21 protein-coding genes are annotated in these 25830 nt (G+C 45.5%); 9 read left to right on the top strand and 12 right to left on the bottom strand.

All coding sequences use genetic code 11. The annotated features are described in order from the left end of the window. Window positions 1-117: 117 nt before the first annotated feature. From R7P69_RS08445 to R7P69_RS08430, 4 genes are all read right to left on the bottom strand, one after another. Window positions 118-882: a hypothetical protein gene (locus R7P69_RS08445; protein ID WP_005377865.1), complete on the bottom strand. Its 765-nt coding sequence runs from the start codon at window positions 880-882 to the stop codon at window positions 118-120. A 30-nt stretch (window positions 883-912) separates the two neighbouring features. After that, window positions 913-1587: a GntR family transcriptional regulator gene (locus tag R7P69_RS08440; RefSeq protein ID WP_139060186.1), complete on the bottom strand. Its 675-nt coding sequence runs from the start codon at window positions 1585-1587 to the stop codon at window positions 913-915. 152 nt (window positions 1588-1739) lie between these two features. After that, window positions 1740-3272 carry an aldehyde dehydrogenase (NADP(+)) gene (locus R7P69_RS08435; protein WP_238952348.1) on the bottom strand — a complete coding sequence of 511 codons (1533 nt, stop codon included), beginning with the start codon at window positions 3270-3272 and terminating at the stop codon, window positions 1740-1742. A 21-nt stretch (window positions 3273-3293) separates the two neighbouring features. Continuing rightward, a complete protein-coding gene (locus R7P69_RS08430; protein WP_054574073.1) occupies window positions 3294-4295 on the bottom strand; it encodes a 4-hydroxyproline epimerase in 1002 nt (333 codons plus the stop codon). A 109-nt stretch (window positions 4296-4404) separates the two neighbouring features. Between R7P69_RS08430 and R7P69_RS08425 the strand changes: the two genes are divergently transcribed. The 7 genes from R7P69_RS08425 (at window position 4405) to R7P69_RS08395 (ending at window position 12214) form a co-directional block, all read left to right on the top strand. Further along, window positions 4405-5661, top strand: coding sequence for an NAD(P)/FAD-dependent oxidoreductase (locus tag R7P69_RS08425; RefSeq protein ID WP_104975267.1), 1257 nt, complete (start codon window positions 4405-4407; stop codon window positions 5659-5661). Between the two features lie 123 nt (window positions 5662-5784). Then, entirely contained in the window at window positions 5785-6858 is a 1074-nt protein-coding gene (locus tag R7P69_RS08420) for a polyamine ABC transporter substrate-binding protein (protein WP_238952286.1), read from the top strand. Window positions 6859-6945: 87 nt separating this feature from the next. Further along, window positions 6946-7920 (top strand): ornithine cyclodeaminase family protein, encoded by a 975-nt coding sequence (locus R7P69_RS08415; protein WP_137281915.1) that lies wholly within the window; start codon window positions 6946-6948, stop codon window positions 7918-7920. A gap of 56 nt (window positions 7921-7976) precedes the next feature. Then, window positions 7977-8891 (top strand): dihydrodipicolinate synthase family protein, encoded by a 915-nt coding sequence (locus R7P69_RS08410; protein WP_238842814.1) that lies wholly within the window; start codon window positions 7977-7979, stop codon window positions 8889-8891. 73 nt (window positions 8892-8964) lie between these two features. After that, window positions 8965-10086, top strand: a complete 1122-nt coding sequence (locus R7P69_RS08405; RefSeq protein ID WP_048626301.1) for an ABC transporter ATP-binding protein — start codon at window positions 8965-8967, stop codon at window positions 10084-10086. After that, on the top strand, window positions 10083-11363 hold the full coding sequence (locus R7P69_RS08400; protein ID WP_047100695.1) for an ABC transporter permease: 1281 nt from the start codon (window positions 10083-10085) through the stop codon (window positions 11361-11363). The genes R7P69_RS08405 and R7P69_RS08400 overlap by 4 nt, the downstream gene beginning before the upstream one ends. Before the next feature lie 2 nt (window positions 11364-11365). Continuing rightward, the gene (locus tag R7P69_RS08395) at window positions 11366-12214 is read left to right on the top strand and encodes an ABC transporter permease (protein ID WP_213885352.1); all 849 of its coding nucleotides are present in this window, start codon (window positions 11366-11368) and stop codon (window positions 12212-12214) included. 120 nt (window positions 12215-12334) lie between these two features. On the opposite strand, the gene R7P69_RS08390 is transcribed toward R7P69_RS08395, so the two are convergent. Further along, a complete protein-coding gene (locus R7P69_RS08390) occupies window positions 12335-12769 on the bottom strand; it encodes a hypothetical protein (RefSeq protein ID WP_213870093.1) in 435 nt (144 codons plus the stop codon). Window positions 12770-13214: 445 nt separating this feature from the next. Here R7P69_RS08390 and R7P69_RS08385 point away from each other — a divergent pair, with 445 nt between their 5' ends. Next, on the top strand, window positions 13215-13748 hold the full coding sequence (locus R7P69_RS08385) for a hypothetical protein (RefSeq protein WP_047100692.1): 534 nt from the start codon (window positions 13215-13217) through the stop codon (window positions 13746-13748). 351 nt (window positions 13749-14099) lie between these two features. After that, on the top strand, window positions 14100-16544 hold the full coding sequence (locus R7P69_RS08380) for a collagenase (RefSeq protein WP_238952288.1): 2445 nt from the start codon (window positions 14100-14102) through the stop codon (window positions 16542-16544). A gap of 160 nt (window positions 16545-16704) precedes the next feature. On the opposite strand, the gene R7P69_RS08375 is transcribed toward R7P69_RS08380, so the two are convergent. From R7P69_RS08375 to R7P69_RS08345, 7 genes are all read right to left on the bottom strand, one after another. Continuing rightward, window positions 16705-18501, bottom strand: coding sequence for an aminopeptidase P family protein (locus R7P69_RS08375; protein ID WP_238952289.1), 1797 nt, complete (start codon window positions 18499-18501; stop codon window positions 16705-16707). Next, window positions 18501-19493, bottom strand: coding sequence for an ABC transporter ATP-binding protein (locus R7P69_RS08370; RefSeq protein WP_238952290.1), 993 nt, complete (start codon window positions 19491-19493; stop codon window positions 18501-18503). The genes R7P69_RS08375 and R7P69_RS08370 overlap by 1 nt, the downstream gene beginning before the upstream one ends. A 9-nt stretch (window positions 19494-19502) precedes the next feature. After that, entirely contained in the window at window positions 19503-20486 is a 984-nt protein-coding gene (locus R7P69_RS08365; RefSeq protein WP_238952291.1) for an ABC transporter ATP-binding protein, read from the bottom strand. A 10-nt stretch (window positions 20487-20496) separates the two neighbouring features. Continuing rightward, entirely contained in the window at window positions 20497-21429 is a 933-nt protein-coding gene (locus R7P69_RS08360; RefSeq protein WP_005377839.1) for an ABC transporter permease subunit, read from the bottom strand. A 9-nt stretch (window positions 21430-21438) separates the two neighbouring features. Next, window positions 21439-22359 (bottom strand): oligopeptide ABC transporter permease OppB, encoded by a 921-nt coding sequence (gene oppB, locus R7P69_RS08355; protein ID WP_005377838.1) that lies wholly within the window; start codon window positions 22357-22359, stop codon window positions 21439-21441. Between the two features lie 144 nt (window positions 22360-22503). Beyond that, window positions 22504-24114 carry a peptide ABC transporter substrate-binding protein gene (locus R7P69_RS08350; protein WP_171342695.1) on the bottom strand — a complete coding sequence of 537 codons (1611 nt, stop codon included), beginning with the start codon at window positions 24112-24114 and terminating at the stop codon, window positions 22504-22506. Between the two features lie 264 nt (window positions 24115-24378). Next, a complete protein-coding gene (locus tag R7P69_RS08345; protein ID WP_136976262.1) occupies window positions 24379-25485 on the bottom strand; it encodes a M20/M25/M40 family metallo-hydrolase in 1107 nt (368 codons plus the stop codon). Between the last annotated feature and the right edge of the window lie 345 nt (window positions 25486-25830).

Below are 25830 nucleotides of genomic sequence, written 5' to 3'. Positions count from 1 at the left end.
CTAAGCGATGCTTGCTAAATAAAAATCAGAATTAGATTCAGGAAACGCTTTGAATCAATAGTTTGGTAGGGGTATATGATGTTATCTGGGATTTGTTTGATTTATTTGTCTGATGCTTTAACTTAATTTAGTGAGTTGAGCGACGTGCTTTAATAGGCTTCCGTCAATGTTAGGTAAATCATCAGCGAAAAATATCTGAGCACCGGGAGTGCAGCGCATTAATATATTTGTTAGTTCACCTTCATTGTTGGAAGTGTTAACTGCGTTAAGTTTCGCTAATTTATTACAAAGCTCGTCCTCTATTTGCACTTTCTGCTCTTCGGTGAGCCTAATGCGACCTATACATACGCCTGGGTTGATATCATGAGAAAGCGAATCTTGTTGAAATCGCTCTTTGAATAAGGTGTCTAATGCCGTACCTTCTTCCATAATAAATCGACGGCCAGAACGGTAAAACAAGCCGTCTCCGAAGTTTTCGACATATCCTAGAATTTCCGCGATACGCAAATAGAATCGTAAGCTTGTATCAGAAAGTCCGTAAGTTTGGGCTATCTCTTGCGGTTTAATATCACGAGAAGTCAGCATATAAATAAAATCAAGTAAATAAGGATGCTCAACGAAAAGGGCGCTCTCTTCATCTGTTAGCATTTGCTCGTTTTGGTGCTGAAGCTCGTTGGCTAAGGTTGCGAGTTCGATGAGATCGGTATTCAGGTAGTTCAGATAAATAAGTACTTTATCCAAACCTAAAGCTGGATTATGTAGGTGGCGTTTAATACTAGATAAAGGGATGCCACTTTTTTCTGACAAGGAATTGTAGCAAAGCCCTTCTTCTTTAATCTTTTGTCGTAGCGCTGCGAGTAAAAATTTTGGTCCAACATTCATCCTTGAATATCACCTTATTCGTTATTCCGTTTACAGGCTGATATTTTGCCTTTCAAGCAGCAGGTTTCGAATCGCTGTGCCTGCTTCTAGAATGTGTTTTTTCAGCAGGTACTTGGCGCCTTCGATATCACGATTTTGGCACATTTCAAACAAGCTTAAGTGCTCTTCTTCTGCCTTTTTAATGCCTGTAGTAAACAATAGCTGCATGCGTATGTATCGGTCACACTTTGTGTTCAGGTTGTAAATGACGTCCATAGTTTCAGGCATGTTGGCTGGCGCATATAGGGCTTTGTGGAACTCGTAGTTGTAGTTGCTCCATTCTTCTACTTCGTCGCCACTGTTCACTACTGACTCGAAACGTTCGCGAACTTCGCGCGCGCGTTCAAGGTCAGCGTCTGTCATATTTTGAATCGCGCGCTCTAAAATGTGGCATTCCACGACAGCGCGCAGTTCAAATAGCTCATTGATTTTCTCTGGAGATAGCTCAGTGACCGTCGCACCTTTGTGAGGTTCAAAGCTAACGAGTCCTTGTGCTTCCAATTGAACTAACGCTTCACGCACAGGAATTCGGCTAACATTAAACTCTTTTGCTAACGCATCTTGACGTAAAGGTTGACCAGTTTTTAACTCGCCCTTCAAGATCTGAGTTCGAATTGCTTCCTCAACGAGCTGAGTGCGCGTTTTAAAAACAGGTTTCTGTGACATTGAAGTCTCCCGTGAAATTAATATTGTATCCAATCCATTTTACTTTAGTAGTTTATTGTTTTTCTGGCACAAACCAACTAGGAAAGAAGGTTTTGAGAAGTAGAGTGAAATAAAAGGCATCAGTTGATGCCTTTTTGAGCCATTTGTTGATCTTATTGGGACACACTGCCATCTATGGCGCGTTGGATACCCAGTGGGTTCGACGCTTTTAATGAATCCGGCAATAAAGATTCTGGCAAAGCTTGATAAGCGACCGGACGCAACCAACGATGAATAGCCTCCGCACCGACAGATGTTGAGGCAGAATTGGTTGAAGCCGGATATGGTCCACCATGAACCATAGCGTAACCAACCTCGACGCCAGTTGGCCAACCGTTGAATACAAGGCGTCCGGCGATTTCTTCCAAACTTGGAAGCAGTTGCTTGGCTTGTTCTTCGTCTTCAGCGGTAGCGTGAAGGGTTGCGGTGAGCGATCCAGTCAGTGAATCACTCAGTTTCAACATGTCATCGAAATCTTCACAGATTACGATTAACGATTGAGGACCAAATATTTCTTCCTCCCATTGTGGGTTTTTACGCCAGTTTTTACTGTCCGTCACGAACAGTGCTGGTGAGACATTGGTCGCTTCTGCTTGTTCAGAACGAGTGACGTTAATGCCTGTTTCGGAAGTTCGCTTATCCACTTCGGATTCATATGTTTCTCGGATTCCTTGCGTTAGCAAAGTGGCCGTTGATTGTTGTCGAATTAACCCTTGAGCGGTTTCGATAAAGGCTTGCGTTTCTGGGCAATTCAAGACAAATACAACGCCTGGTTTTGTACAAAATTGTCCACAGCCCAAAGTCATAGAAGCCACAAATTCTTCAGCCAATGATGCGTTTGCCCGTATGGCTGAAGGGAGAATAAATGTTGGGTTAATCGCCCCTAGTTCACCATAGAAGGGGATTGGCTCTGGTCTTTGCTGAGCTAGATTGAACAGCGCACGGCCACCACCGACGGAGCCTGTAAACCCAACCCCTTTAATTTTTGGATGGGTAACGAGTGCTTGGCCAAGTGCGCGTTTGTTGCCTTGCAATAGCGTGAAGATGGCTTGCGGTAAGCACTCTTTCTCAAGTGCAGCCTCAATACACTCGGCAACAAGTTGACTGGTGCCAGGGTGGGCGGTATGGCCTTTTACAATCACAGGACAGCCAGCAGCCAGTGCCGAAGCCGTATCACCACCTGCCGTAGAAAATGCGAGCGGAAAATTAGACGCACCAAACACGGCGACAGGGCCAATTGCGATTTGTTGACGACGAATATCTGGTTTTGGCAGTGGTTGGCGGTCTGGGTTTGGCGTATCGAAGATTGCTTGATAGTGATTACCCGAGCTCACAACCTCGGCAAATAGTCGTAATTGGTTGGCGGTACGTCCTATTTCACCGCTTAAACGTGCTTCGGGAAGGGCAGTTTCTAAATGAGCACGAGCAACGATTTCTTCACTCTTCTTTTCCAATTCAGAGGCGATAGAGCAAAGTAAGCTCGCTCGCTTTGCATTGCTTAGTTGGCGAAACTCACGCGCAACGCTTTGGGCGGCTGAGGCGGCTTGATTAACTTCTTGCTCCCCATGCACCGGAAACTCTGTGGGTAGAGGCTCACCAGTAAAGGCGTTGACTGCGTAAAAAGTGGTTGGTTCTTGTGGGGTCATCATTCTTCCTTACTATCCTTATTACTTCACTTCAAATCCGTACGCATATGGGTCTTCATCGTTTACCCATATCGTGTTGTGACCGTATACTTGTGCCCATCCTTCAATGCTTGGCAAAATAGCGGCTTTGCCATTCACTTCGGTAATGCCTTCTATACGTCCTTGAAATAGGCTGCCGATGATACTTTCGTGAACAAAGTCTTCTCCTTGATTGAGTTTGCCTCTTGCATGCCATTGCGCCATGCGCGCACTTGTTCCCGTACCACATGGCGAGCGATCCAACGCTTTGTCGCCGTAAAACACAGCATTTCGAGCGGTAGCGTTTTCTTGAGTGGGCTCTCCGGTCCATAGCACGTGAGAAACACCGCACACTGTTGGATCTTCTGGATGTACGCACTCAACCGCTCGAGATACCGCTTCGCGAACTTTTGGAGAAAGCATCAAAATTTCATCTGGAGAGTAGTGTTCAAGTCCGGCGTAGTTTTCTTGAGGATCGACGATTACGTAATAGTTTCCGCCATAAGCAACATCGACAGTGAGCTCACCTAAGCCCTCTATGTTCACGGTTACGTCTTGGTGGGCAAGGTAAGCTGGTACGTTAAATATCTTCACCGACGTGACCTTGTCACCTTTTGTTTGGTAGTGCACTTCGATTTGTCCTGCTGGGACATCAAGTATCAAACGGCCTTCTTTTTTGGGAGTGATAAGGCGATTCTCGATAGCGGTAGTGACGGTTCCAATGGTGCCGTGGCCACACATTGGTAAGCAGCCACTGGTTTCAATAAACAGAATTGAAGCGTCTGCGTTATCGCTGCAAGGAGGCAAGACAACTGACCCCGACATCATTGAGTGTCCGCGAGGCTCAAACATGAGTGCCTGACGAATCCAATCATAATGCTCAAGAAAGTATTGGCGCTTTTCGCTCATGGTATTGCCTTCGAGTGGAGGCACACCGCCTGCTACCAGCCTAACTGGGTTGCCGCAGGTGTGGGCATCAATACAGAAAAAAGTTCCCTGTCTCATTTTTCGCTCCTTGCTGAAAAAATGGTTGAATTAAACAATAGTGATGTTAACGTAATGTAAAATATATTGTATACAATCTACGTTTTCAAGTGTGACTCGGAGCATATTTATGTTGGTCAAGGATGAAACAAAAAAGGAAAGGATCGCCGTGATAGGTGCGGGGATTATTGGCTTATCAATTGGATTGAAGTTGCAGCAGCAAGGTTATCAAGTCACAATTTTTGATCCCAATGGCGTGGGGAATGGATGCTCTAAGGGAAATGCAGGTCATATCGCGACTGAGCAAATCTTCCCTCTTGCAACGCCAGCGCTGCTTCCACAATTACCTAAAATGCTGCTAGATCCCAAAAGTCCGGTTTCGATCCGTTGGCAAGATATTCCAAGCACTATCGGGTGGATGATTCGTTTTCTATTACAAACAAAGCCATCAGCCGCGGAGCAGGCAAAAAACGCGATTAAAACTCTTAACGAGCGGTCAGTGGCAAGTTGGCGTGGCGTGCTTGATTCAATCGGAAAAGCGCATCTAATAAAAATGAATGGTTCATTGCTCACTTTTGAAAACGAGAAACTGTTTAAAGACTACCAAAGTACGCTTAACTCACTGGCCAAAAACGGTGTGGCGTATCAAGTTTGGACGCAAGAGGCGATTCGAAAGCGGATACCTGATCTCAGCCATAAGGTTCGTGTCGGCGTCTTTTTTCCCGATACAGGACATACGCTAGACCCTTATCAGATCTGTGTTGAGCTAAGTGAAGCTTTTGAAGCTCTTGGCGGTAAGATTTTACAAAAAGGTGTATCTGCGTTGGAGAAAAATGGTGATGTGTTGGTTGAGTCTCAAACACATTCATTTGACCGAATCATTGTTGCCGCTGGTGTACATTCTAAGCCTTTGATATGGCAGCTAACCGGAGTCAAAGTGCCTATGCAAGCCGAGCGTGGTTATCACCTAATGGTGGATGACAAGCGTGATGTACTGCCATTTCCTATTAGCTCTGCCGATAGAAAATTCATCATGACTCCGATGTCTGGCGGGCTACGCTTGGCAGGCACTGTTGAGTATGCCGATGTAGAATCACCACCCAATATGAAACGTTCAGAAATGCTTTTTCAGTTAGGTGATGAGATGTTTGAATCGGAGTTAAATCCACTCAAGCAAGGAGAAAAGTGGATGGGTAATCGGCCTTCAACAGTCGACTCGTTACCGGTTATTGATAGCATTTGGGATGGAAATGTATTACTGGCATTTGGCCACCAACACCTTGGATTAACTCAAGCGGCGATTACGGCAGATCTCCTTTTAGAGCTTATCGAAGGAAAGCCGACATCGATTGATCTATCACCTTTTTCATTACAACGATTCGCCTGAAAAATTTAATATTAAATATTGTATAAAATATATTAAATGCTAATGTTAACTTAATTTTAACAAAAATGGTGTCCAACAGCCGTACTCGGATGCCTCCAGAAAAACAACCAAAAGGAGTAAAACATGTCACGAATGACCAAAGCACCATTGGCGCTGTTGATTTCAGGAATGCTGTTGGGGACCTCTGCTTATGCTGAAGACAAATTGACGGTCGTGTCTTGGGGTGGTGCATTCACCAAGAGCCAAGTGGAGGCATATCACAAGCCTTTCATTAAAAAAACAGGTGTCGAGATCGTATCCGAGGATTTCAGCGGCGGATTAGCCGAAATTAAAGCACAGGTGGAAGCGAACAATGTGCGCTGGGATTTGGTTTCTCTCGACAAGCCGGACATTGTTCGTGGTTGTGCCGAAGGGCTATTAGAACCAGTGAGCCCAAGTATTTTGCCTCCGGGCGCAGATGGAACACCAGCACAAGAGGATTTCATTGATGGTGCGATTCACGAGTGCGCAATCAATACCATCGTAGTGTCCACTGTATTAGCGGTGAACGAAGAAGCGTTTAAAGGTAAGGCTTTGCCTAGCAAGTTGACCGATCTTTTTGACCTAAAAACTTTTCCAGGTCGACGTGCATTGCAAAAACAACCTCAGGGTAATCTTGAGTGGGCACTATTGGCTGATGGTGTAAAGCCAGAAGAGGTCTACAGCCTGCTCGAAACCGAAGCGGGGCGTGAGCGTGCTTTTGCTAAGTTGGATACGATCAAATCAGAAGTGCTGTGGTGGACAACAGGTGCCCAGCCACCTCAAATGCTTGCAGACAAAGAAGTGGTGATCGCCTCGGCGTTTAACGGCCGAATCCACAATGCCCGTAAAGATGAAGGTCAACCATTTCGGATTATATGGGACCGTCAAATGGGTTACATGAATGGATGGGCGATACCTAAAGGGAGTGAGAACACAAAGCTTGCATTGGACTTTATTGCTTTTTCTTCAGGAACAAAACCATTAGCTGATCAAGCTAAGTACGTTGCCTATGGGCCTACGCGTAAGTCGTCTTCGGCGGAGGTGAACCCAGACATTTTAGCGAACCTTCCTACCGCACCTCAAAACTTCCAAACCGCCTTCCTGATTAACGATGAATGGTGGTCAGACTACGCGGATGAACTCAATGAAGAGTTCAACACCTGGCTGCTTAACTAGGCGTTAGTTTTTGTATGGGGCCGAGTTTTCATCCATAAGCGAGGTTCCGTACTTTTCCTCAACCGTATTTATGTTTTCGGAGAAATAATGAAAGTCATCGAAGCACAGCAAGTCGCGCAATGTTTAACAATGGAGTCTCTTATTGAAACGATGCGTGAAATGTACTCGCGGCCAGCAACAATACCTCAACGCCGAGTCATGCCCTTAGAAGAGGGAGAATACGAGGCGTTTGCGCTACTTCCAGCTTGGAACCAGGAGTTGATTGCGGTGAAAGCCTTTACGTATTTCCCGCATAATCCCGAGCAAGGCAAAGATACGCTTGCATCTAAGCTGCTTGTTTTCAGACGAAACGATGGTGAGCCGCTCGCACTCGTGGACGGTAAAGTTTTAACGTTTTGGCGCACCGCCGCAGCTTCTGCGTTGGCAGCGGACTATTTAGCGCGTCCCGATGCTGATCGTCTGTTGATCTTCGGAACGGGCAATCTTGCGCCTTATTTTGCGTGGGCATACGCTGCGGTTCGCCCACTTAAGCAGGTTTATATTTGGGGGCGTAACTCAGACAAAGCCGAGGCGACGGTAGATGCCATTGTGTCATCTTCAGAGTATCAGTCGCTTCCTGATGAGCGTCGGTTCCGTGTTTCAGTCGTAGAAAATGTGGACCACGTTATCAAACACGTTGACATCATCAGCTGTATTACCGCATCAGCAGAGCCTTTGTTTAATGGCGCAGACGTGCAGCCGGGCACCCATATTGATTTGGTCGGTAATCATGACTTGGATAAGCGTGAATGCGACTCCGAAGCAGTGCAACGAGCACAGGTGTATGTTGATAGCCGTATTAATGTATTAGCCGAAGCGGGCGATCTTCTCATTCCAATTCAAGAGGGCGTGTTCACGTCAGACGATATCAAAGGGGAATTACCGCAGCTTTGCGCCCAACAAATCTCAGGACGTCAAAACGATGAGGTCATTACTTTATACAAATCAGTTGGCAGTGCTTTGGCTGATTTGGCCGCTGTAAAGGCGGTGTTGTTAGAAAATGGCATAGATAGCCATGTCTGAGCATTTTCGCTCGTTCATTTAAATTGCATACAATATACATATAAGGAAAGTAGTTCATGAAAATTGATTGGAAAGGTGTTTATCCGGCGGTCAGTACGCAATTTCGTCAAGATCAGTCAATCGACTTAGACGCAACGCAAACTGTTATAGATAACCAAATTAAAGATGGTGTGAATGGCATTATCTGCTTGGGTACTGTCGGTGAGAACTGTGCGTTGTACCCGGAGGAGAAACGCCAGGTCTTGCAAGCGGCAAAAGAAGTCGTAAATGGCCGTGTGCCTTTGATTGCTGGTACAGCAGAGTCTATTACCACAGCAGCTGTTGATTACATGCAGGATGCGTACAAAATTGGTATCGATGGTTGTATGGTGATGCCTGCCATGGTTTACCGCACGTCTGAGAGCGAAACGTTCGAATATTACCGCACGCTAGCAAAAGCAACGCCAGAAATGCCAATCATGATTTATAACAACCCGGTTGCTTATGGTGTCGATGTAAACCTCGATATCATGGCGAAACTGGCTGAGTTTGAAAGTATTGTAGCTATCAAAGAGTCGACCACTGATACTCGTCGTATCACCGAGCTTTACAATAAATTTGATGACCGCTTTACCGTGTTCAGTGGTGTTGATGACATCGCTCTTGAATCATTGGTGTTAGGTGCGACCGGCTGGATTTCTGGTTTAACCAACGCATTCCCAGAAGAGTCCGTTGCGATTTATAAACTGGCAAGCCAAGGTCGTTATGCTGAAGCGTTAGAGATCTACCGTTGGTTCTTACCCCTACTGCGTTTAGACACCATTCCTACGCTGGTTCAGTGCATAAAATTGGCCGAGCAAGTCTGCGGACGTGGCTCTGAACAAGTTCGTGCGCCACGCCAACTCTTACAAGGTGAAGAGCGTCAACAAGTCATTCAAATGGTTGAACACGCGTTAGAAACCCGCTTAGACCTATCCAAATACAATCTGTAATTGTGCTGTTTAGTAGAGCGTTAACTGACGCTCTACTCATTCGTAATATTCAAAAAATGAGAAGAGGGAAGTCATGAGCACGGAAAACAAGGACTATGTCAGCTTTCAACACGTTAAGAAAACCTACGATGGCACGAATTTGGTGGTGAAAGACTTCAACTTAGATATTGCTCCCGGAGAGTTTGTTACTATGTTGGGGCCGTCAGGATCGGGCAAGACCACTTGCTTGATGATGCTAGCAGGCTTTGAAACTGCGACCGGTGGAGACATTTATATTGATGGCGTTCCTGTTAATCATCTCGCGCCGCACAAGCGCGATATCGGTATGGTGTTTCAAAACTATGCGTTGTTTCCACATATGACCATTGCTGAGAATCTTGCGTTTCCTTTAAAGGTGCGAAAACTCGACAGTGACACGATTCAAAGCAAAGTTCAGAGTGTATTAGAAATGGTCGAGCTTGAGCATGTTGCGACTCGATACCCGAAGCAGTTATCAGGTGGTCAACAACAGCGTGTTGCGTTAGCGCGAGCATTAGTGTTTGAGCCTAAACTCGTGTTGATGGATGAACCACTAGGCGCGTTAGATAAGCAGCTGCGTGAGCAAATGCAGATGGAAATTAAACATTTGCATGAAAAGCTTGGCATTACCATTTTGTATGTGACGCACGATCAAGACGAAGCTCTCACTATGTCCGACCGTATTGCGGTTTTTAATCACGGCGAAGTGCAACAACTCGCGACACCAACCGAGCTTTATGAATCTCCGAGTAATACGTTTGTTGCGCAGTTTATCGGAGAAAACAACCAACTCTCAGGTTTAGTCAAAGAGTGGAACGGAAAGTATTGCCAAGTGCTCGTTGGGAAAGAGTTATTTACTGCGAAACCTGTCAGAGTCTCTGAGCAAGGGCAGAGAACAACACTTTCCATTCGACCAGAAAAGATTGTTATTCAACCAGAGAAAGCGTCTTGCGAGAACCAAGTCTCGGGCGTCCTACGAGAATTGATTTATCACGGTGATCATTATCGTCTGGTCGTCGAAGTAGAGAGCGTTGGTCACTTCATCGTTAAAGTACCTAACGATAATCGTAAACACTTGCAGTTAACGCCTGGTTCAATTTGTCGTATTGGTTGGCAAAGTGACGATTGCCATGCTCTTGATGGGACACAAACTCAAAGTAGCGAGGTAGCAGCATGAGTCGAGAGCTAACCGCATTAGATTCTGTATTGGAAATCGAACGCCAAGTTCATGAGCAAGAAACCAATCTGAAAGCGCAGTTGCAAAAGGCCGAGCGCCGAAAAAAGCTTCGCTCCATTATGCTCACAACGCCATTGGTGTGTTTTATTCTGCTTACGTTTGCTTTTCCTATCCTCGACATGCTTTATCGAAGCGTGGATAACCGAGAAATATCCCTGTCACTACCACAAACTATTCAAGCCTTAGAAAGTTGGGATTATCAAGGTCAGCCTCATCAAGAAGTCATTGAGGCATTCTCTGTTGAAGTACTTGCGCTTTATCAAAGCAAAGAGCTGCCGAAAATAGCCAACCGGATGAATATTGAAGAGTCTGGTATGCGCAGTTTACTCATGAAAACCGGCAGAAAGTTGTCTCGTTTGACGTCGCTGCCGAGCTCGGTGACACAGTTGGCTAAGCTGGATAAGCGATGGACTAATCCTAAATATTGGGCGGCGTTTAAGAATCTTAGTGGCGCATTAACATTCAGTCACTATCTTGCAGCGCTAGACTTGCAAGTGAATGAGTTTGGAGACATTGAGCCCCAACCAGAAAAACGCCAAATATACGTCGACCTTTTCTTTAAAACTTTTTGGATGTCTATTTCAATCACCTTAATTTGTTTGGTGATGGCGTACCCCGTTGCTTACCTGCTTGCCAATTTACCTGATAAGCGCGCGAACTTACTTTTAATTATTGTGCTGCTGCCATTTTGGACATCATTGTTAGTCAGAACCACGTCTTGGATTGTTCTGCTGCAAAACCAAGGGGTCATTAATGATCTCCTTATTTGGTCGGGTTTTACTTCTGAGCGAATTCAGATGATTCACAATACCTTCGGAACGGTGGTGTCTATGGTTCACATTCTGTTGCCGTTTATGATCCTGCCTCTGTATAGCGTAATGAAAGGAATTAGCCCAACTTATTTCCGTGCCGCTCGTTCTCTAGGCGCGACGCCTTTCATTGCGTTCATCAAAGTTTATATGCCGCTTACGTTACCGGGGATAGGTGCGGGGGCCTTGCTTACTTTCATTCTTTCTATTGGCTTCTACATTACGCCCGCTTTGGTTGGTGGAAGAAGCGGACAGATGATCTCCAATATGATTGCCTATCATATGCAGACATCACTGAACTGGGGGATGGCTGGCGCATTGGGTGGACTGCTTTTGTTCGTTGTACTGGTTCTGTTTTATATGTTCAACCGTGTGGTTGGCATTAACAACCTTAAGGTTGGGGGATAACCATGGCATTACCAAACTATGCATCAAAAGTAGAGCGAGTTGCTTACGCAGGTTACTTAGCTTTTTGTGGGGTGGTGCTGTTCTTTTTAATCGCTCCAATTCTGACCATCATCCCGTTATCGTTTAATGCAACGCCTTACTTTACTTTTACCGAGGGGATGTTAAACCTTGACTCGGCAGCGTATTCTACTCGCTGGTATCAAGAAATGTTTACTAGTGATCAGTGGCTGTTGGCGCTGAAAAACAGCACGTTTATTGCTTTTATGGCGACACTCGTTGCAACAGGGCTAGGAACTCTGGCGGCGTTGGGTTTAGCCAGTAGTAACTTGCCTTTTCGCAATACGATTATGGCGCTGTTGATCTCACCCATGATCGTACCAGTCATTATCTCTGCTGCTGCGATGTACTTTTTCTACACACGTCTTGGCTTATCACAAACTTATCTAGGCGTCATTTTGGCACACGCCGCGTTAGGTACGCCTTTTGTTGTCATTACCGTTACTGCGACCTTAAGCGGCTTTGATCATAGCCTGGTAAAAGCGGCGGCTAGCTTAGGAGCAAACCCTGTTTATACTTTCAGACACATTACCTTTCCGCTGATTCGTCCGGGGATGATTTCTGGCGGCTTGTTTGCCTTTGGCACATCGTTCGACGAGGTTGTGGTGGCGCTATTCCTGACTGGGGCAGAACAAAAAACCGTTCCGAGGCAGATGTGGTCAGGAATTCGAGAGCAAATTAGTCCGACCATATTGGCGGTCGCTACGTTGCTGATTTTTATGTCGGTGTGTTTGCTCGTGACATTAGAACTTTTACGTAGACGTAATGTACGCATTAGAGGCATTCAAGAATAACCAGACTTTTTCTTTGTTGGTCACTTTGCACTTTTGTTTAGGGGCACCTCAATTTTTGATCAACTGCGCCTCATTGTAGGCGCTTGTCTTTTGTGTTTATCTTCAGCGATGACTGACATATCACTCTGGTAGCTTAATGCCAGCTTGCTCGAAACGTGCCAAAGGCGACTTGTTTGATCGCTGATACCAACTAGCTGGCATGTTTGGTTTAAGTCGGGCTTTCTCTTCCTTGCTAATCACAACATAGTGCAAAAACGCATTAAGTGTGGTTACCATCACGTTAAACGTCATTTCCCCATCTTTGCTGATGGATTTCAATAACCCAACGACGGTTTCCTCAGAGACTAACGGTTCAACCACCGCCTTTTTTCGCTCTTTTATTGAGGTTGAAGCGCGCAGTCTTGCACGTGCCGTCTCCCAACAAACTTTGTTGGTTTTACTGACAAGGTTGTGCTTGTAGCAGTAGTAACTGAATAAAAAGCGTGGCAGGTTTTGCCAGCGTTCGGCTTGCACTTCTAACCAAAGGTGTTGTAGCTCAATATCAGCGTCTGTCATAAATATTATGGAAGATTATTAAAGTAGTGGCATTCTAACGTTTCATCAGCGATGCCGTCTATGATTCGGTTACTTCCCATCTTTATGTTGACACTTTGATTTTCAATGAAACAGTGACTTCTTATTACTGTAAATAGTGAGTGATTTGTCCAGTTTCTGACATTAGTGTTTGACTTGGGTAGTAGAGTGTGGGCGTTTTTTGTTTTGAAGCGTCAATATACATCATCACATACTTACGTCTTACTCTTTCTGAAATAAATACTTTTATCAAAGTAACTGTGTGATTTTCATTCAAATAGTATGTGTTTCATGGTGATGAAAATTCTGTTTATTGCGCTACAATCGAGTGTCGTTCGTAGAATGTAGCCTAATGACGAAAACCTTGCGTCTTCTATCTGGCTTTTTGTGTGCTACTTTTTAATAAGTATCTTTTGGGTGGGTTTTTATGTTTGGAGTTAAAAGAAATGCTGCTATCTCTGGCTTGTACCAAGCGAGTGAACTTAAAGCAAAGCTGTTCTCCAAGGATTTGGAAATCTTAAGACTTAGAGCTGAAACTGAGTTTAATAAAGTGCTTGATGAGCTACTAAGAATTAAAGATAACAATTCAAGGCTTCGTGAAAGTGGGCTTATTGATAAGCTTGAGCAAGAGAAGTCTAAATGGAACAGTGATCAGCTCAAAGACATCGAGCAACGTATAAGTAATGTCGAGTTCTGTATTAAGGATTGTGCTTTATATGTCAGCAACATTGAGTCCCAATTCGCTGAGGATAGCGATTTAGGATATGGTGAATTGAGCAGTCGTTCCCTTGAAGACGAGTTGGAAACACTATCTTTTAGTAAGATCCTTAATGCATCTGCGCATGAGTACTTTTATAACTCTAAAGAGTATGAAATGTACCTTGAAAACACACCAAATACCGAATTTTTGCACGCGTTAAAAGAGCAAATTACCGCACTCTTCGACCACAAAGCAGCCTAGAGCCTACAAAAGTATTAGCCCATTGTCCGATTCCTTCTTTAGGGGCTTTGATTCGCGAATTTTTATCGACCCACTTTGGAGTATACCTAGCCATTTAACGTGCTGGGTATACTCGTATAACTAAACGTTTCTTCTCTAGCTCATCTCTATTTTTTAACAAATACGAATTTTTAAAGTTCACTCCGTGTTCCTTCTAGTACCAAAAACTGATACCGCCACATCTAGTTGTTAACAAAATGTTTCTTCTTGTCTTGCGAGTAGATTATATGGAGATGCTCTTGCAGTAATAAGGGCAGTGGCGATGCAAAAGACGTAATGCATCTAAGGAAAACTCAATATAGAAGAAATTAGATGGAACTGAAGATTTTGAGTGTCGCGATTGCGACAACATTAACCAGCACTGGCGTATTTGCGTTAAGCGAGCCAGTTTCTCAAGTTACAGAGCAACATGCACATTCGGCTCATACACACGGTGTTGAATCCAATCGAGTTGAATACCAACCAACCGCAACTCTCCCTATTCAGCCCTCCAAGGCAACTCGAGTACAGTCACTTGAAAGTCTTGATGAGTCGAGCACTGCTTGTGATTTGGAAGCATTGGTTACCGAAAGCAGTAACCAATTGATCAGCGAAATTTTAAGTCAGGGCGCGACGTGCGTGAACCAGTTATTCTCTGCTGAAAGTCGGATTCAAGAGTCGGTATTTAGCTCCGATCATATGTACAACATTGCGAAGCGTACTACGACATTGGCGAAGGGGTATACAGGTGGCGGGAGCGATGAACTCGAAACGTTGTTCTTATACTTGCGCGCGGGTTATTACGCCGAGTTTTACAATGACAACATCTCATTTATTGAATGGGTTACCCCAGCGGTGAAAGAATCAGTGGATGCGTTTGTTAACAACGCAAACTTCTACGAGAACAGCGATCGTCACGGCAAAGTGCTTAGTGAAGTCATCATCACTATGGATAGTGCGGGCTTGCAGCACGCGTACTTACCACAAGTGACCCAGTGGCTTACTCGTTGGAATGATCAATACGCCCAGCACTGGTATATGCGCAATGCAGTTAACGGTGTTTTCACTATTTTGTTTGGTGGGCAGTGGAACGAGCAATTTGTGCAAATAATTGGCAACCAAACGGACCTTGCCAAGGCTTTAGGCGATTTTGCTCTAAGGGCGTCATCAATCGGTGCTGAAGATGAGTTCATGGCCGCGAATGCGGGGCGAGAGCTCGGGCGTCTGACCAAGTATACGGGTAACGCGAGTTCTGTGATGAAGAGTCAGCTAAGTCGAATCTTTGAACAGTATGAAATGTATGGTCGGGGTGACGCAGTTTGGCTTGCGGCGGCAGACACCGCCTCATATTACGCAGATTGTAGTGAGTTCGGAATTTGTAATTTCGAAACTGAGCTAAAAGGCTTAGTGCTATCGCAAACTTATACTTGTAGTCCGACAATTCGAATATTGTCCCAGAATATGACGCAAGAGCAACACGCGGCCGCATGTTCTAAAATGGGCTACGAAGAGGGTTACTTTCATCAGTCATTAGAAACTGGTGAACAGCCAGTAAAAGATGACCACAACACTCAGCTCCAAGTCAATATCTTCGATTCAAGCACCGATTATGGTAAGTACGCAGGGCCAATTTTCGATATTAGTACTGACAATGGCGGTATGTACTTGGAGGGCGACCCTTCCCTGCCGGGGAATATTCCCAACTTTATTGCCTATGAAGCCTCTTATGCGAACGCGGATCACTTTGTCTGGAACCTAGAGCACGAATACGTGCATTACTTAGATGGTCGATTTGATCTCTATGGAGGGTTTAGTCATCCAACTGAAAAAATAGTGTGGTGGAGTGAAGGCATTGCAGAGTATGTCGCTCAAGAAAATGACAACCAAGCAGCACTTGAGACGATTTTAGACGGCTCGACGTATACCTTAAGTGAGATTTTCGAGACTACTTATGATGGGTTTGATGTCGATCGAATTTATCGTTGGGGGTACTTAGCTGTACGTTTTATGTTTGAAAATCATAAAGATGACGTAAACCAAATGCTGGTGGAAACGCGCCAAGGGAATTGGAGCAATTACAAGGCCACGATCACCCAATGGGCGAATTTGTATCAAAGTGAGTTTGAGCAGTGGCAGCAAGCCCTTGTCTCAAATGGTGCACCTAATGCAGTCATAACCGCAAACAGTAAGGGGAAAGTCGGTGAAAGCATTACATTTAGCAGTGAAAACAGTACAGACCCAAACGGGAAGATCGTCAGCGTCTTATGGGACTTCGGTGATGGCTCGACAAGTACACAAACCAAGCCGACGCACCAATATGGGAGTGAAGGGGAGTATTCGGTCAGTCTAAGTGTGACAGACAGTGAAGGCTTGACGGCAACCGCCACTCATAGTGTTGTTATCTCAACGTTGGGCGGTAATGACACATTGCCACAAGACTGCGCGGTGCAAAGTAAAGTAAGCGATGGACGCCTAACAGCAGGAGAGCCTGTTTGCTTGGCAAATCAACAAACCATTTGGCTGAGCGTGCCAGCGGTGAATGAGAGCTCAAATCTGGCGATAACGGCGGGGAACGGTACGGGCAACCTAAAGCTTGAATACAGTAACTCTGGTTGGCCGGATGGTGCTAATCTTCACGGGTGGTCAGATAATATTGGTAATGGAGAGTGTATTACGTTGTCAAATCAGAGTAACTACTGGGGCTACGTTAAAGTCTCTGGTGACTTTGAGAATGCCGCCATCGTCGTTGATTTTGATGCTCAGAAGTGTCGTCAGTAGGGCATTTTAACTGCATCATTTTAATTTAATTGATCGCCTCGCTAACATTGCGGGGCGTTTTTGTTTTTCACGCCGTTATCTCTATAAAAAAACCAGCCCGAAGGCTGGCAAACAAGGAGTTTGAGATGAAAATGAAAACGTTATAAAACTTGCTGATATCCTATTTCTCAATAAGTTGGGTTGTGCGTTGAAGCCAGTTTTTATCTTGCGCATCAAGAAAAGGGCTAAGCGCTTGATAGACTCGTGAATGGTAATGATTGAGCCAGTCTAGCTCTGCTTGATCTAGCATTGATAAGTCAAGGGCGTTGGTCGCAATTGGAGCAAGAGTGATGGTCTCAAAACCGTAAAACGTGCCGAACTCATTTTGTTCTACTTCTACAACTTTAAGAATGTTCTCTATTCTTACCCCGTACTCACCTTCGCGATAAACGCCTGGTTCATTGGTAATGACCATACCCGGTTTTAGTTCAACCTCGTGGTGGCTTTGCGAGAAATTTTGTGGGCCTTCGTGAACATTCAAGCAAATGCCCACGCCGTGTCCAGTGCCGCACTTGTAATCAATACCATGTTGCCATAAGACGCCACGCGCCATGATATCAAGATTGGCACCCGTAGAGCCTTTCATGAATCGAGTCTGAGTCAGTCGGATGACCGCTTTGAGCACCAAGGTATAATCTTTGCGCTGCTTAATGGTCGGTGACCCGAAGTGGAAAGTACGGGTGATGTCTGTTGTCCCGCCAAGGTATTGGCCACCAGAATCGACGAGAAAGAAGTTGCTTTCATTGACTGCCGCATTGCTTTCTTCATCGGCGGCATAATGCATTTTTGCCCCGTGAGCCGCGAAGCCTGCGATAGTGCGGAAACTGTCACTTACATAATGTCGGGTTTGACGGCGATAGTGATTCAGTTGTGCCTCAGCAGATAATTCTGTAACGAGTCCGCTTGGAACTTGCTCTTCTAGCCAGTTCATAAACCTTACGATTGCCACACCATCGTCTGTTAATGCCTGTTCTAGGCTAGTTAGCTCGGTCGCATTTTTTATGGCCTTCATTGCCGTTACAGGGCAAGCCATTGGCTTTAGATTCACATTCCGTTCAATCGAACTCACCAATAAGCTGGCTGTGTGGGTCGGGCTAAAAGCGAGCGATAATCCCTCACATTGCTGATTCAAATACTGACTTACGTAGTTGTAATGGCGAATGTGTACACTCTGCTCGGTCAGTGCTCTTTCAACGTCTTGAGGCAGTTTGGCCTTATCAATAAACAGTGTCGCAAGTGATTGCTCTACGATTAGATAGGCTTCAGAAACTGGGCAGTAATTCGTATCACCACCTCGAATATTCATTGTCCACATGACATCATCTAGCGTTGACACTAATAAGCTATCTACTTGGTTCTCGGTTAACCAAGAACGGATTCTCGCTAACTTATTTTCTGTGTCAATGGCAGCAAAAGCGGTGGGGTGCACGAATACGGGTGCACTTGGGCGAGGTGGTCTTTCAAGCCAAATCGGTGTGAGCAAATCTAGGTCGAGAATGATCTTAATGTTTTTCGCTTCAAAGGCTTGTTTGAGGCCTTGATAAAAAGCGTAACTGATGGCGCGCCCGTCAACCGCGACAATACTGTTTTCTGGGAGCGTGGTAGCCAGCCATTTGGCAATTGTCGGCGTTTCTGGTTGTTTGGCTTTAAACAGTTCAAGTCCTGTGCCGTGTAACTGTTCTTCAGCTTGAATATAGTAACGACCATCAGTCCACAGGCCACCACCTTGTTGGGTAATGACGACATCGCCTGCTGAGCCGGTAAAACCTGAAATCCAGCTTCGCGCTAACCAGTGATCCGCTGAGTATTCGCTGTTATGCGGGTCATTGTTGGTCACGATATATGCAGACACGTTGTGAAAGGACATTGCCTCACGCAATAACGTAAGGCGTTGGTTTACTGAGTTAGTATTGTTCATTAAATGGTTCCTAAAGTCATATTTGAGCAATAGATATGATGCTGCTCCGAGCCTGTTTTTATTGGGTTCTGTTGCCCGCATACTTCTGTTGCTTCTGGGCATCGAGTACGAAAAACGCAACCGCTAGGTGGGTTAAGTGGAGAAGGAAGGTCGCCGGGCAATAGTTGTATTTCACGGTCACGTGCTAATTGCGGAATAGCTATCGGGACAGCAGATAACAGTGCTTTGGTGTAGGGGTGTTGTGCATCATCAAATACTTTATCGTAACGTCCTACTTCCATAGGTTTACCAAGATACATCACCATAACGCGGTCGCTGATGTGGCGCACCACGCTTAAGTCGTGCGCAATCATTACCAGTGTTAACCCCATTTCTTGTTTAAGATCATCTAGAAGATTGATGACCTGAGCTTGTATGGAGACATCTAGCGCACTAACGGGTTCATCACACACGACCAAATCTGGATTGAGAATTAACGCTCTAGCAATGCCCACACGCTGGCATTGACCTCCGGAAAATTCATGTGGATAGCGGTTTCGCTGGCTAGCCAAGAGACCCACTTTATCCATCATAGCGATGACACGCTTTTCTACCTCTGCCCGTTTAAGTTGCGGCTCGTGGGTGAGCAGTGGTTCGGCGATGCATTCTGAGATGGTTAACCTCGGATTCAAACAAGCGGATGGGTCTTGAAACACCATCTGAAATTCTCTGCGTCGAGAGGAAAGCTCTTTTTTACTAAACCCGAGCATGTCTTGACCTTTCCAAGTCAACTCGCCTTGTGTAGGTTCAATTAAGCGAAGTAAGGCGCGTGCAAGCGTTGATTTTCCGCAGCCTGATTCCCCCACAATGCCAAGTGTTTCGCCTCGATAAACATCTAAGTCGATACCATTGACCGCTTTCACGATTTTACGTCGACTTGGAATAAGGTGACGCGACACAGGAAAGTGGACGTTTAAATCACGAGCAGACATGAGGACTTCTTTTTTATTCATAACGCCTCCTTAAGCTTTTATTTGAATAGGAGTGATAACACTGGGTGCGTTAACGTGACAGGCAATGGACTGGCTCGTGTTTAATGGAGAAAACCGTGGGGTTTCGTATTGGCAACGCGTCTCTCGATACTCGCACCGCTCTCTAAACGGACACCCTTTATGGTTAATCAACGCACTTGGTGGGTTACCTGGGATGATTGGTAAACGCGGCATATCTTCAGTGATAGAAGGAATAGCCTTTAGCAGGCCTTGAGTATAGGGGTGAGCAGGTTGAGCGAACAATGTCTCGGTATCTGATTGCTCCATTTTTTGACCACCATACATGACCAATACGCGATCACACATCTCGGCGACGACGCCCATATCGTGAGTGATCAGTAAAATGGCCGTATTGAACTCTTGTTGTAAGTCTCGTAATAGCGTCAAAATTTGAGCCTGAACGGTTACATCTAATGCGGTGGTTGGTTCGTCTGCAATTAACAACTCGGGCTTACACAACAACGCCATCGCTATCATGATTCGCTGACGCATTCCGCCAGATAATTCGTGAGGGTATTGATTCATCCGAGTTTCGGGAGAGGGAATACGCACCGCATCCAACATGTGAATCGATTCCATTTTTGCTTGTTTTCGGCTCATTCCTTTATGAATCATGAGAACTTCACAAAGCTGCTTGCCAATTTTCATGAATGAATTAAGTGACGTCATCGGATCTTGAAAGATCATTCCGATTTTCTCTGCACGGATGCGGTTGAGCTGCTTTTTCGACATCGCGAGTAAATCATCACCGTGGAACATTGCGCTTCCAGACACGGCGCCGTTGTCTGCGGTTAACCCCATTAATGCGAAAACAGATTGGCTTTTTCCCGAACCTGATTCCCCAACAATCCCAAGAGTTTCGCCCGCTTTAATCGAGTAGGAGAGATTACTGACCGCTTGCACTTGCCCATCTGGCGTATCGAAGCGCACGTTCATGTTTTCAATAGATAGCATGGGTTTGTCCTTATCGGTCTTTCGGGTCAAGAGCATCACGCAAGCCATCGCCGATGAAGTTAAAACAAAAGAGGGTGGCAACTAAAAACAGAGAGGGAAAAAGCAGCATCCACAATGCAACGTCAATCGTTTTTGCGCCTTCGGAAATTAGGATTCCCCAGCTCGTGTCGGGTGGTTGAACACCAAGCCCTAAGAAGCTCAAAAACGATTCGAACATAATGAATCCTGGTACCATTAATGAGGAATAAACCATCACGATCCCAAGCACATTAGGCAGAACATGGCGTCGGACAATTGTCAATTTAGAAACCCCAATAGAGTGTGCGGCTTCGATGAACTCTCTCTTTTTTAGACCGAAGGTGACACCACGTACAACACGGGCAATGCCCAGCCAAGATACCATTCCGATCACGATAAAAATCAGGTAGATGTTGTTGCCAAAAAGGGTAACAAACAGGATAACCATAAACATAAATGGCACCGAATCGAGCACCTCAATAATGCGCATCATTACGCTATCGACAACGCCGCCAAGATAGCCGGAAATACTTCCCCAAATCGTACCAATAACAACGGCGACTAAGGCGCCGACAAAACCCACCAAAATAGAGAGCCTGCCGCCTTGCATCGTGCGAGCAAAGACATCTTGCCCGAGATCATCGGTACCAAAGTAATGGCCACTGCTCAGTGAAGGTTTCCCTAGCTCGTATGGATCGATGAGCACTTCCCAGTCAATTTCATCATGGCCAAAAGCGGCAAGAGAGGGGCCGAAGGTGATGCATAAGGTAATGAACGCCAAAACATACACTGATGTCATCGCGGCTCTGTTTTTACGAAATCGAGTCCATGCATCCTGCCAAAGACTGCGACCTTCGACGGCTTCAATATTGTCGACGACTTGATCTTGAAGAGCTTGTGTATCCAGTTTTTTGATCGTTAACATGCCGGACTCCTAAACGCGTATACGAGGGTCGATAATCGTATATAGCAAGTCGACCACAAGGTTAAAGAAGATAGTGAGTGAAGCGACAATCAGAGTAATGCCCATTACTAGGCCGTAGTCGCGGTTGAGAGCCCCAGACACAAAGTGTTGTCCCATGCCACCTGTACCAAAGAAAATGTCGATAATTACCGAGCCTGTCACGACAGACACAAACGCAGGGCCGAGCATCGCAACGACGGGAATCAGGGATGGTCGCAAAGCGTGATGGAATAAAATGTAGGTTGTGGACAAACCTTTGGCCTTTGCCGTTCGAATGTATGGTTGGTTGAGTGTTTCAATCATTGCGCCACGCATGACGCGTGCAATACTCGCAATGGAGCCAATCGCCAGGCTGAGCACGGGAAGAACAAGAAAAGCCAGCTTTCCTCCTTCCCAACCACCAGCAGGGAACCAGCCGAGCTGAATAGCGAAAATCATGACTAAAACTGGAGCAAGCACGAAAGCCGGAACCACAACTCCAGTCATCGAAAGTGTCATCAGGCCGTAATCTAGGCGGCTATTTCGGTTCAATGCCGCAATGGTGCCAAGCAACATGCCAAGTGGAACGGAAATACAAAAAGAGAGTACGCCTAATACTGCTGAAACAGGCCATGATTGTGCGACGAGCTGTGTAACACTGAAGTCTTGATAAACGAAGCTCGGACCGAGATCTCCTTGTATGAAATTACCAATGTAAATCCAAAACTGAGTAAGGAAGGGCTGGTCCAAATGGAATTTTGCTTCGATATTCGCACGTACCACCTCTGGCATAGGCCGTTCCATATCAAATGGCCCCCCTGGTGCAATGTGCATCAGCCAAAATGATACGAGTGCGATGAATAGAAGCGTGGGGATAGCGATAGCTAATCGCTTAACAATGTACCAAATCATGATCCATCATCCTTTGGTCATCCGAAATCACTTCGAACGGTTATGAATAAAAAATGGTCTGAGCTCAGGTTGCCTTCTCCACCGAGAGATATGAGGAACGGCAAGTAAACATTGAACTTGCCGACTCAGACCGAAAACATGCTTTTAGTGGGCTTTTACATAGACATTCTTGCGGTAGTACGACGACTCAGGGTTTGTCAGTTCGTAGCCGCCCACGTAAGGCTTGATGAGGTATTGATCGTTACCCGGACGATAAATAGGAATAATGGCCATGTCTTCAATCAGCATGCTTTCTGCTTGTAGATACAGTTCTGATGGGTTGCTCATGGTCTTTGAGCGAGCCATTAACTCGTCGTATTGCGGGTTGTTATAACGAGAATCGTTGTACTCGCCACTAGAAACGAAGATATCCAACCATGTAGAGGCTTCATTGTAGTCGGCCGTCCAGCCGCCGCGAGTAATGTCGGTCGGCTCTTTAAGTGCGTAGAACACTTTCGGTTCTAGCTGTTTTATTGTGATTTGCGCACCCAAACGGCTTTTCCACATACCTGCCATGGTCGTTGCCATTTTTACGTCCATCGAGAAAGTTGGTACGGTAAACGTCAACTTAAGCGGATTGCTTTTATCGTATCCAGCTTCTGACAGTAATTGCTGCGCTTTTTCGATACGTTTATGACGGTTCCAAGTTGCGAACTCAGGAGTGTGAGATTTAAAACCATCTGTTTGAGGTGGCACAAGGGTATACATTGGAACCCCACCGTTTCTCAAGATAGCACTCGTTAACAGTTGACGGTCAATGGCATATGAGAGGGCTTTACGGACCCGCACGTCTTTTGTTGGTCCTTGTTGAGTGTTGAGGTAATAGAATGTGGAGCCAAGAGACGCACTGGTGCTTGCCACTTCTTGTGGGCGTTGTTGAATTAACTTTTTCTTCTGAGCGGCAGGAATGGAAACCGCTTGGTCTATCTCACCGGCTAGGTAGCGGTTTAGCACTACGTTTGCATCACCAATTGGTAGCCAGGTGACTTTTTCCAGCACTACATTGCTTGCGTCCCAGTAATGTGGGTTTTTAACCATCACCAGTTTTTCGTTAACTTTCCATTCAGAGACAGTAAACGCACCATTTGTAACGATATGCTCAGGCTGGGTCCAACGGTTGCCATGTTTTTCAACGGTCGCTTTGTGAACGGGGGCAAGCACTGGATGACTTAATAGTTTCGTAAAGAAGGGAATAGGCTCTTCGAGTGTTACCTGGAACGTTTTTTCATCCAGCGCCTTCACGCCCAAGGACTCGGGTGCGGCGTCGCCTTTCATAATGGCTTGCGAGTTTTCGATATTTGGAATGGCCGCAAACCAAGCGTAGGGTGAAGCAGTGCTTGGATTCAGTAAGCGTTGCCAGCTGTAGACAAAATCTTGTGCAGTGACCGTTTCGCCATTTGACCATTTTGCATCACGTAAGTGGAAGGTATAAACCGTATTGTTGTCATTGACTGACCAAGACTCAGCAACACCAGGAATGGTTTTACCTTGCTTATCTTGAATGACCAGACCTTCAAACAGGTCTCGACCGAGATTAAAAGCGGGCTCTGCGGCTTGCTTGGCTGGGTCAATAGAAGTAACTTCAGCTCCATTGTTTAGCGTAATTTCTTGTATCTCAGCGAGGGTCACACCTGCGGGATACGGTGCGGCATAGCTTGATGTTGCCAGTATTGGGCTCATCATCGACGCTAATAAAAGCAACTTAGGTAATTTCATCCTTGTCTCACTCTTTTCATCCTGAAAGATGCCAAAAATGTATATTGTATAAATTGTCTACACAATCGAGTTTTAACATTACTGTAACATGGTGTCAGGTGTTGAGCTGTCTGGTCTCAAAAAGTGAGCTAGGGGAATTTCTTTGAAGATCTGATATCAAGTTGGCATGACGGGAAGTAATTTTGCTTCGATACAAATTAAAATCCCCTTCAAGCACAGGCTAGAAGGGGAAGATAGTCAGTCTGCTCTTCAAAAGGCACGACGTTAACTGACTAGGAAATGTTTCACGAACTCAGTGATTTTGACCATATCACTTACCGCGATAAACTCTTCTGTCGTGTGTACTTTTGCCATGCCAGTTGAAAGGTTGACCGTTGTGAGACCTTTCTTGTTAAAGTTATTGGCATCGCTACCGCCGCCAGTGCCTTTTGTGAAGGCGTCAATTCCCAACTCTGAAAACGCTGTTTTTATAGCGTTTACGTGTGGGTGGTTTTCTTCAATAACAAAAGCGTCGTAGGCTCGGCTAGATTCAATTTCGACTTCTGCACCGTGTTTTTTACAGACAGACTCTAATGTTGAGATCATATGATTGACCTGAGCATCTAGTTTATCGCCATTCAGGGAGCGTGCTTCTGCCACGATTTTTAATTCAGGCATAACAATGTTTGTGGCCTGACCGCCGTTAACCATACCGATGTTGGCTGTCGTTTCTTCGTCGATGCGAAGTAGCTTCATTTGGTTGATAGCATCAGCCGCCACCATGATCGCACTGATGCCTTCTTCTGGCGCAAGCCCTGCGTGTGCTGGTCGACCTTTGATTTTTGCCATGATCTTTTGCTGGCCTGGGGCTGCGGTCACAATGGTGCCAATAGGGCCACCCGTATCTAACACGATTGCTTCCGTTGAAGTGACGTGTGACATATCGAAGTATTGTGAACCGAATAAACCGCCTTCTTCATACACGGTGAAAGCAAGTTCTAACGTTTTGTGCTCACGGTTTTCCGCTTGAATACAACGAACGGCTTCCATGATGGCAGCAATACCAGATTTATCATCGCCACCAAGAATCGTATTGCCTTTTGAACGGATAACGCCGTCTTCGATGATTGGCTCAATGCCAATACCTGGAGTGACCGTATCCATATGACAGCTCATTAGAATAGAGCCGTCTTTTTTGCCGTCTAAACGGGCGTACACGTTAAAACCGTTAGAAATGTGCTCAGGTACTGGAAGTTTGCGTACGGTAAAGCCTAGCTCGCCTAGCTGTTCTGCCAGTGTTTCTGCAATTTGTTTTTCGTTTTTTGATTCGCTGTCGATACGTACTAGTTGGCAAAAGTGTTCAACTAAGCGTTCTTGATTAATGTGCGTCATTAGATGTCTCTTTTTCTGATCGAGCGTGAAGCCTTGTGGCTCGGCTCGATAGGGAACAGAGCACCACTTATGGCACAGTTACTTTTGAATAAAACTGAGGTGAATCAATAAAGGGGTATCCATGACACGATTCTGACCAATGAGCCTTTCGAACTGTATGAAGCGTCACGAAACATTACTTTTGATGTTTTGCAGGATCAAATGAATAAATCGGATAGAGATAGGGTGCAATAGACTTTCCATCCCCTTTTGCTTTTTGAGCTACGTTGCCAAGATAAAATGCCAAAGTAACAACCTGTTTACATTTTGTGTGGTGGCGTAAAGCCGAAAATATCAATCTAATAT

The sequence above is a fragment of the Vibrio sp. 661 genome (genome assembly GCF_033339315.1).
GTDB lineage: Bacteria > Pseudomonadota > Gammaproteobacteria > Enterobacterales > Vibrionaceae > Vibrio > Vibrio alginolyticus.
This window is presented reverse-complemented; position numbering and strand designations above follow the sequence as displayed.

Coding starts and splice junctions, on each gene's coding strand:
- R7P69_RS08375 (WP_238952289.1), bottom strand. CDS start 18,501: ATGAACAATACTAACTCAGTAAACCAACGCCTTACGTTATTGCGTGAG.
- R7P69_RS08430 (WP_054574073.1), bottom strand. CDS start 4,295: ATGAGACAGGGAACTTTTTTCTGTATTGATGCCCACACCTGCGGCAAC.
- R7P69_RS08400 (WP_047100695.1), top strand. CDS start 10,083: ATGAGTCGAGAGCTAACCGCATTAGATTCTGTATTGGAAATCGAACGC.
- R7P69_RS08425 (WP_104975267.1), top strand. CDS start 4,405: ATGTTGGTCAAGGATGAAACAAAAAAGGAAAGGATCGCCGTGATAGGT.
- R7P69_RS08435 (WP_238952348.1), bottom strand. CDS start 3,272: ATGACCCCACAAGAACCAACCACTTTTTACGCAGTCAACGCCTTTACT.
- R7P69_RS08345 (WP_136976262.1), bottom strand. CDS start 25,485: ATGACGCACATTAATCAAGAACGCTTAGTTGAACACTTTTGCCAACTA.
- oppB (WP_005377838.1), bottom strand. CDS start 22,359: ATGATTTGGTACATTGTTAAGCGATTAGCTATCGCTATCCCCACGCTT.
- R7P69_RS08445 (WP_005377865.1), bottom strand. CDS start 882: ATGAATGTTGGACCAAAATTTTTACTCGCAGCGCTACGACAAAAGATT.
- R7P69_RS08440 (WP_139060186.1), bottom strand. CDS start 1,587: ATGTCACAGAAACCTGTTTTTAAAACGCGCACTCAGCTCGTTGAGGAA.
- R7P69_RS08415 (WP_137281915.1), top strand. CDS start 6,946: ATGAAAGTCATCGAAGCACAGCAAGTCGCGCAATGTTTAACAATGGAG.
- R7P69_RS08380 (WP_238952288.1), top strand. CDS start 14,100: ATGGAACTGAAGATTTTGAGTGTCGCGATTGCGACAACATTAACCAGC.
- R7P69_RS08390 (WP_213870093.1), bottom strand. CDS start 12,769: ATGACAGACGCTGATATTGAGCTACAACACCTTTGGTTAGAAGTGCAA.
- R7P69_RS08405 (WP_048626301.1), top strand. CDS start 8,965: ATGAGCACGGAAAACAAGGACTATGTCAGCTTTCAACACGTTAAGAAA.
- R7P69_RS08365 (WP_238952291.1), bottom strand. CDS start 20,486: ATGCTATCTATTGAAAACATGAACGTGCGCTTCGATACGCCAGATGGG.
- R7P69_RS08370 (WP_238952290.1), bottom strand. CDS start 19,493: ATGAATAAAAAAGAAGTCCTCATGTCTGCTCGTGATTTAAACGTCCAC.
- R7P69_RS08410 (WP_238842814.1), top strand. CDS start 7,977: ATGAAAATTGATTGGAAAGGTGTTTATCCGGCGGTCAGTACGCAATTT.
- R7P69_RS08385 (WP_047100692.1), top strand. CDS start 13,215: ATGTTTGGAGTTAAAAGAAATGCTGCTATCTCTGGCTTGTACCAAGCG.
- R7P69_RS08360 (WP_005377839.1), bottom strand. CDS start 21,429: ATGTTAACGATCAAAAAACTGGATACACAAGCTCTTCAAGATCAAGTC.
- R7P69_RS08395 (WP_213885352.1), top strand. CDS start 11,366: ATGGCATTACCAAACTATGCATCAAAAGTAGAGCGAGTTGCTTACGCA.
- R7P69_RS08420 (WP_238952286.1), top strand. CDS start 5,785: ATGTCACGAATGACCAAAGCACCATTGGCGCTGTTGATTTCAGGAATG.
- R7P69_RS08350 (WP_171342695.1), bottom strand. CDS start 24,114: ATGAAATTACCTAAGTTGCTTTTATTAGCGTCGATGATGAGCCCAATA.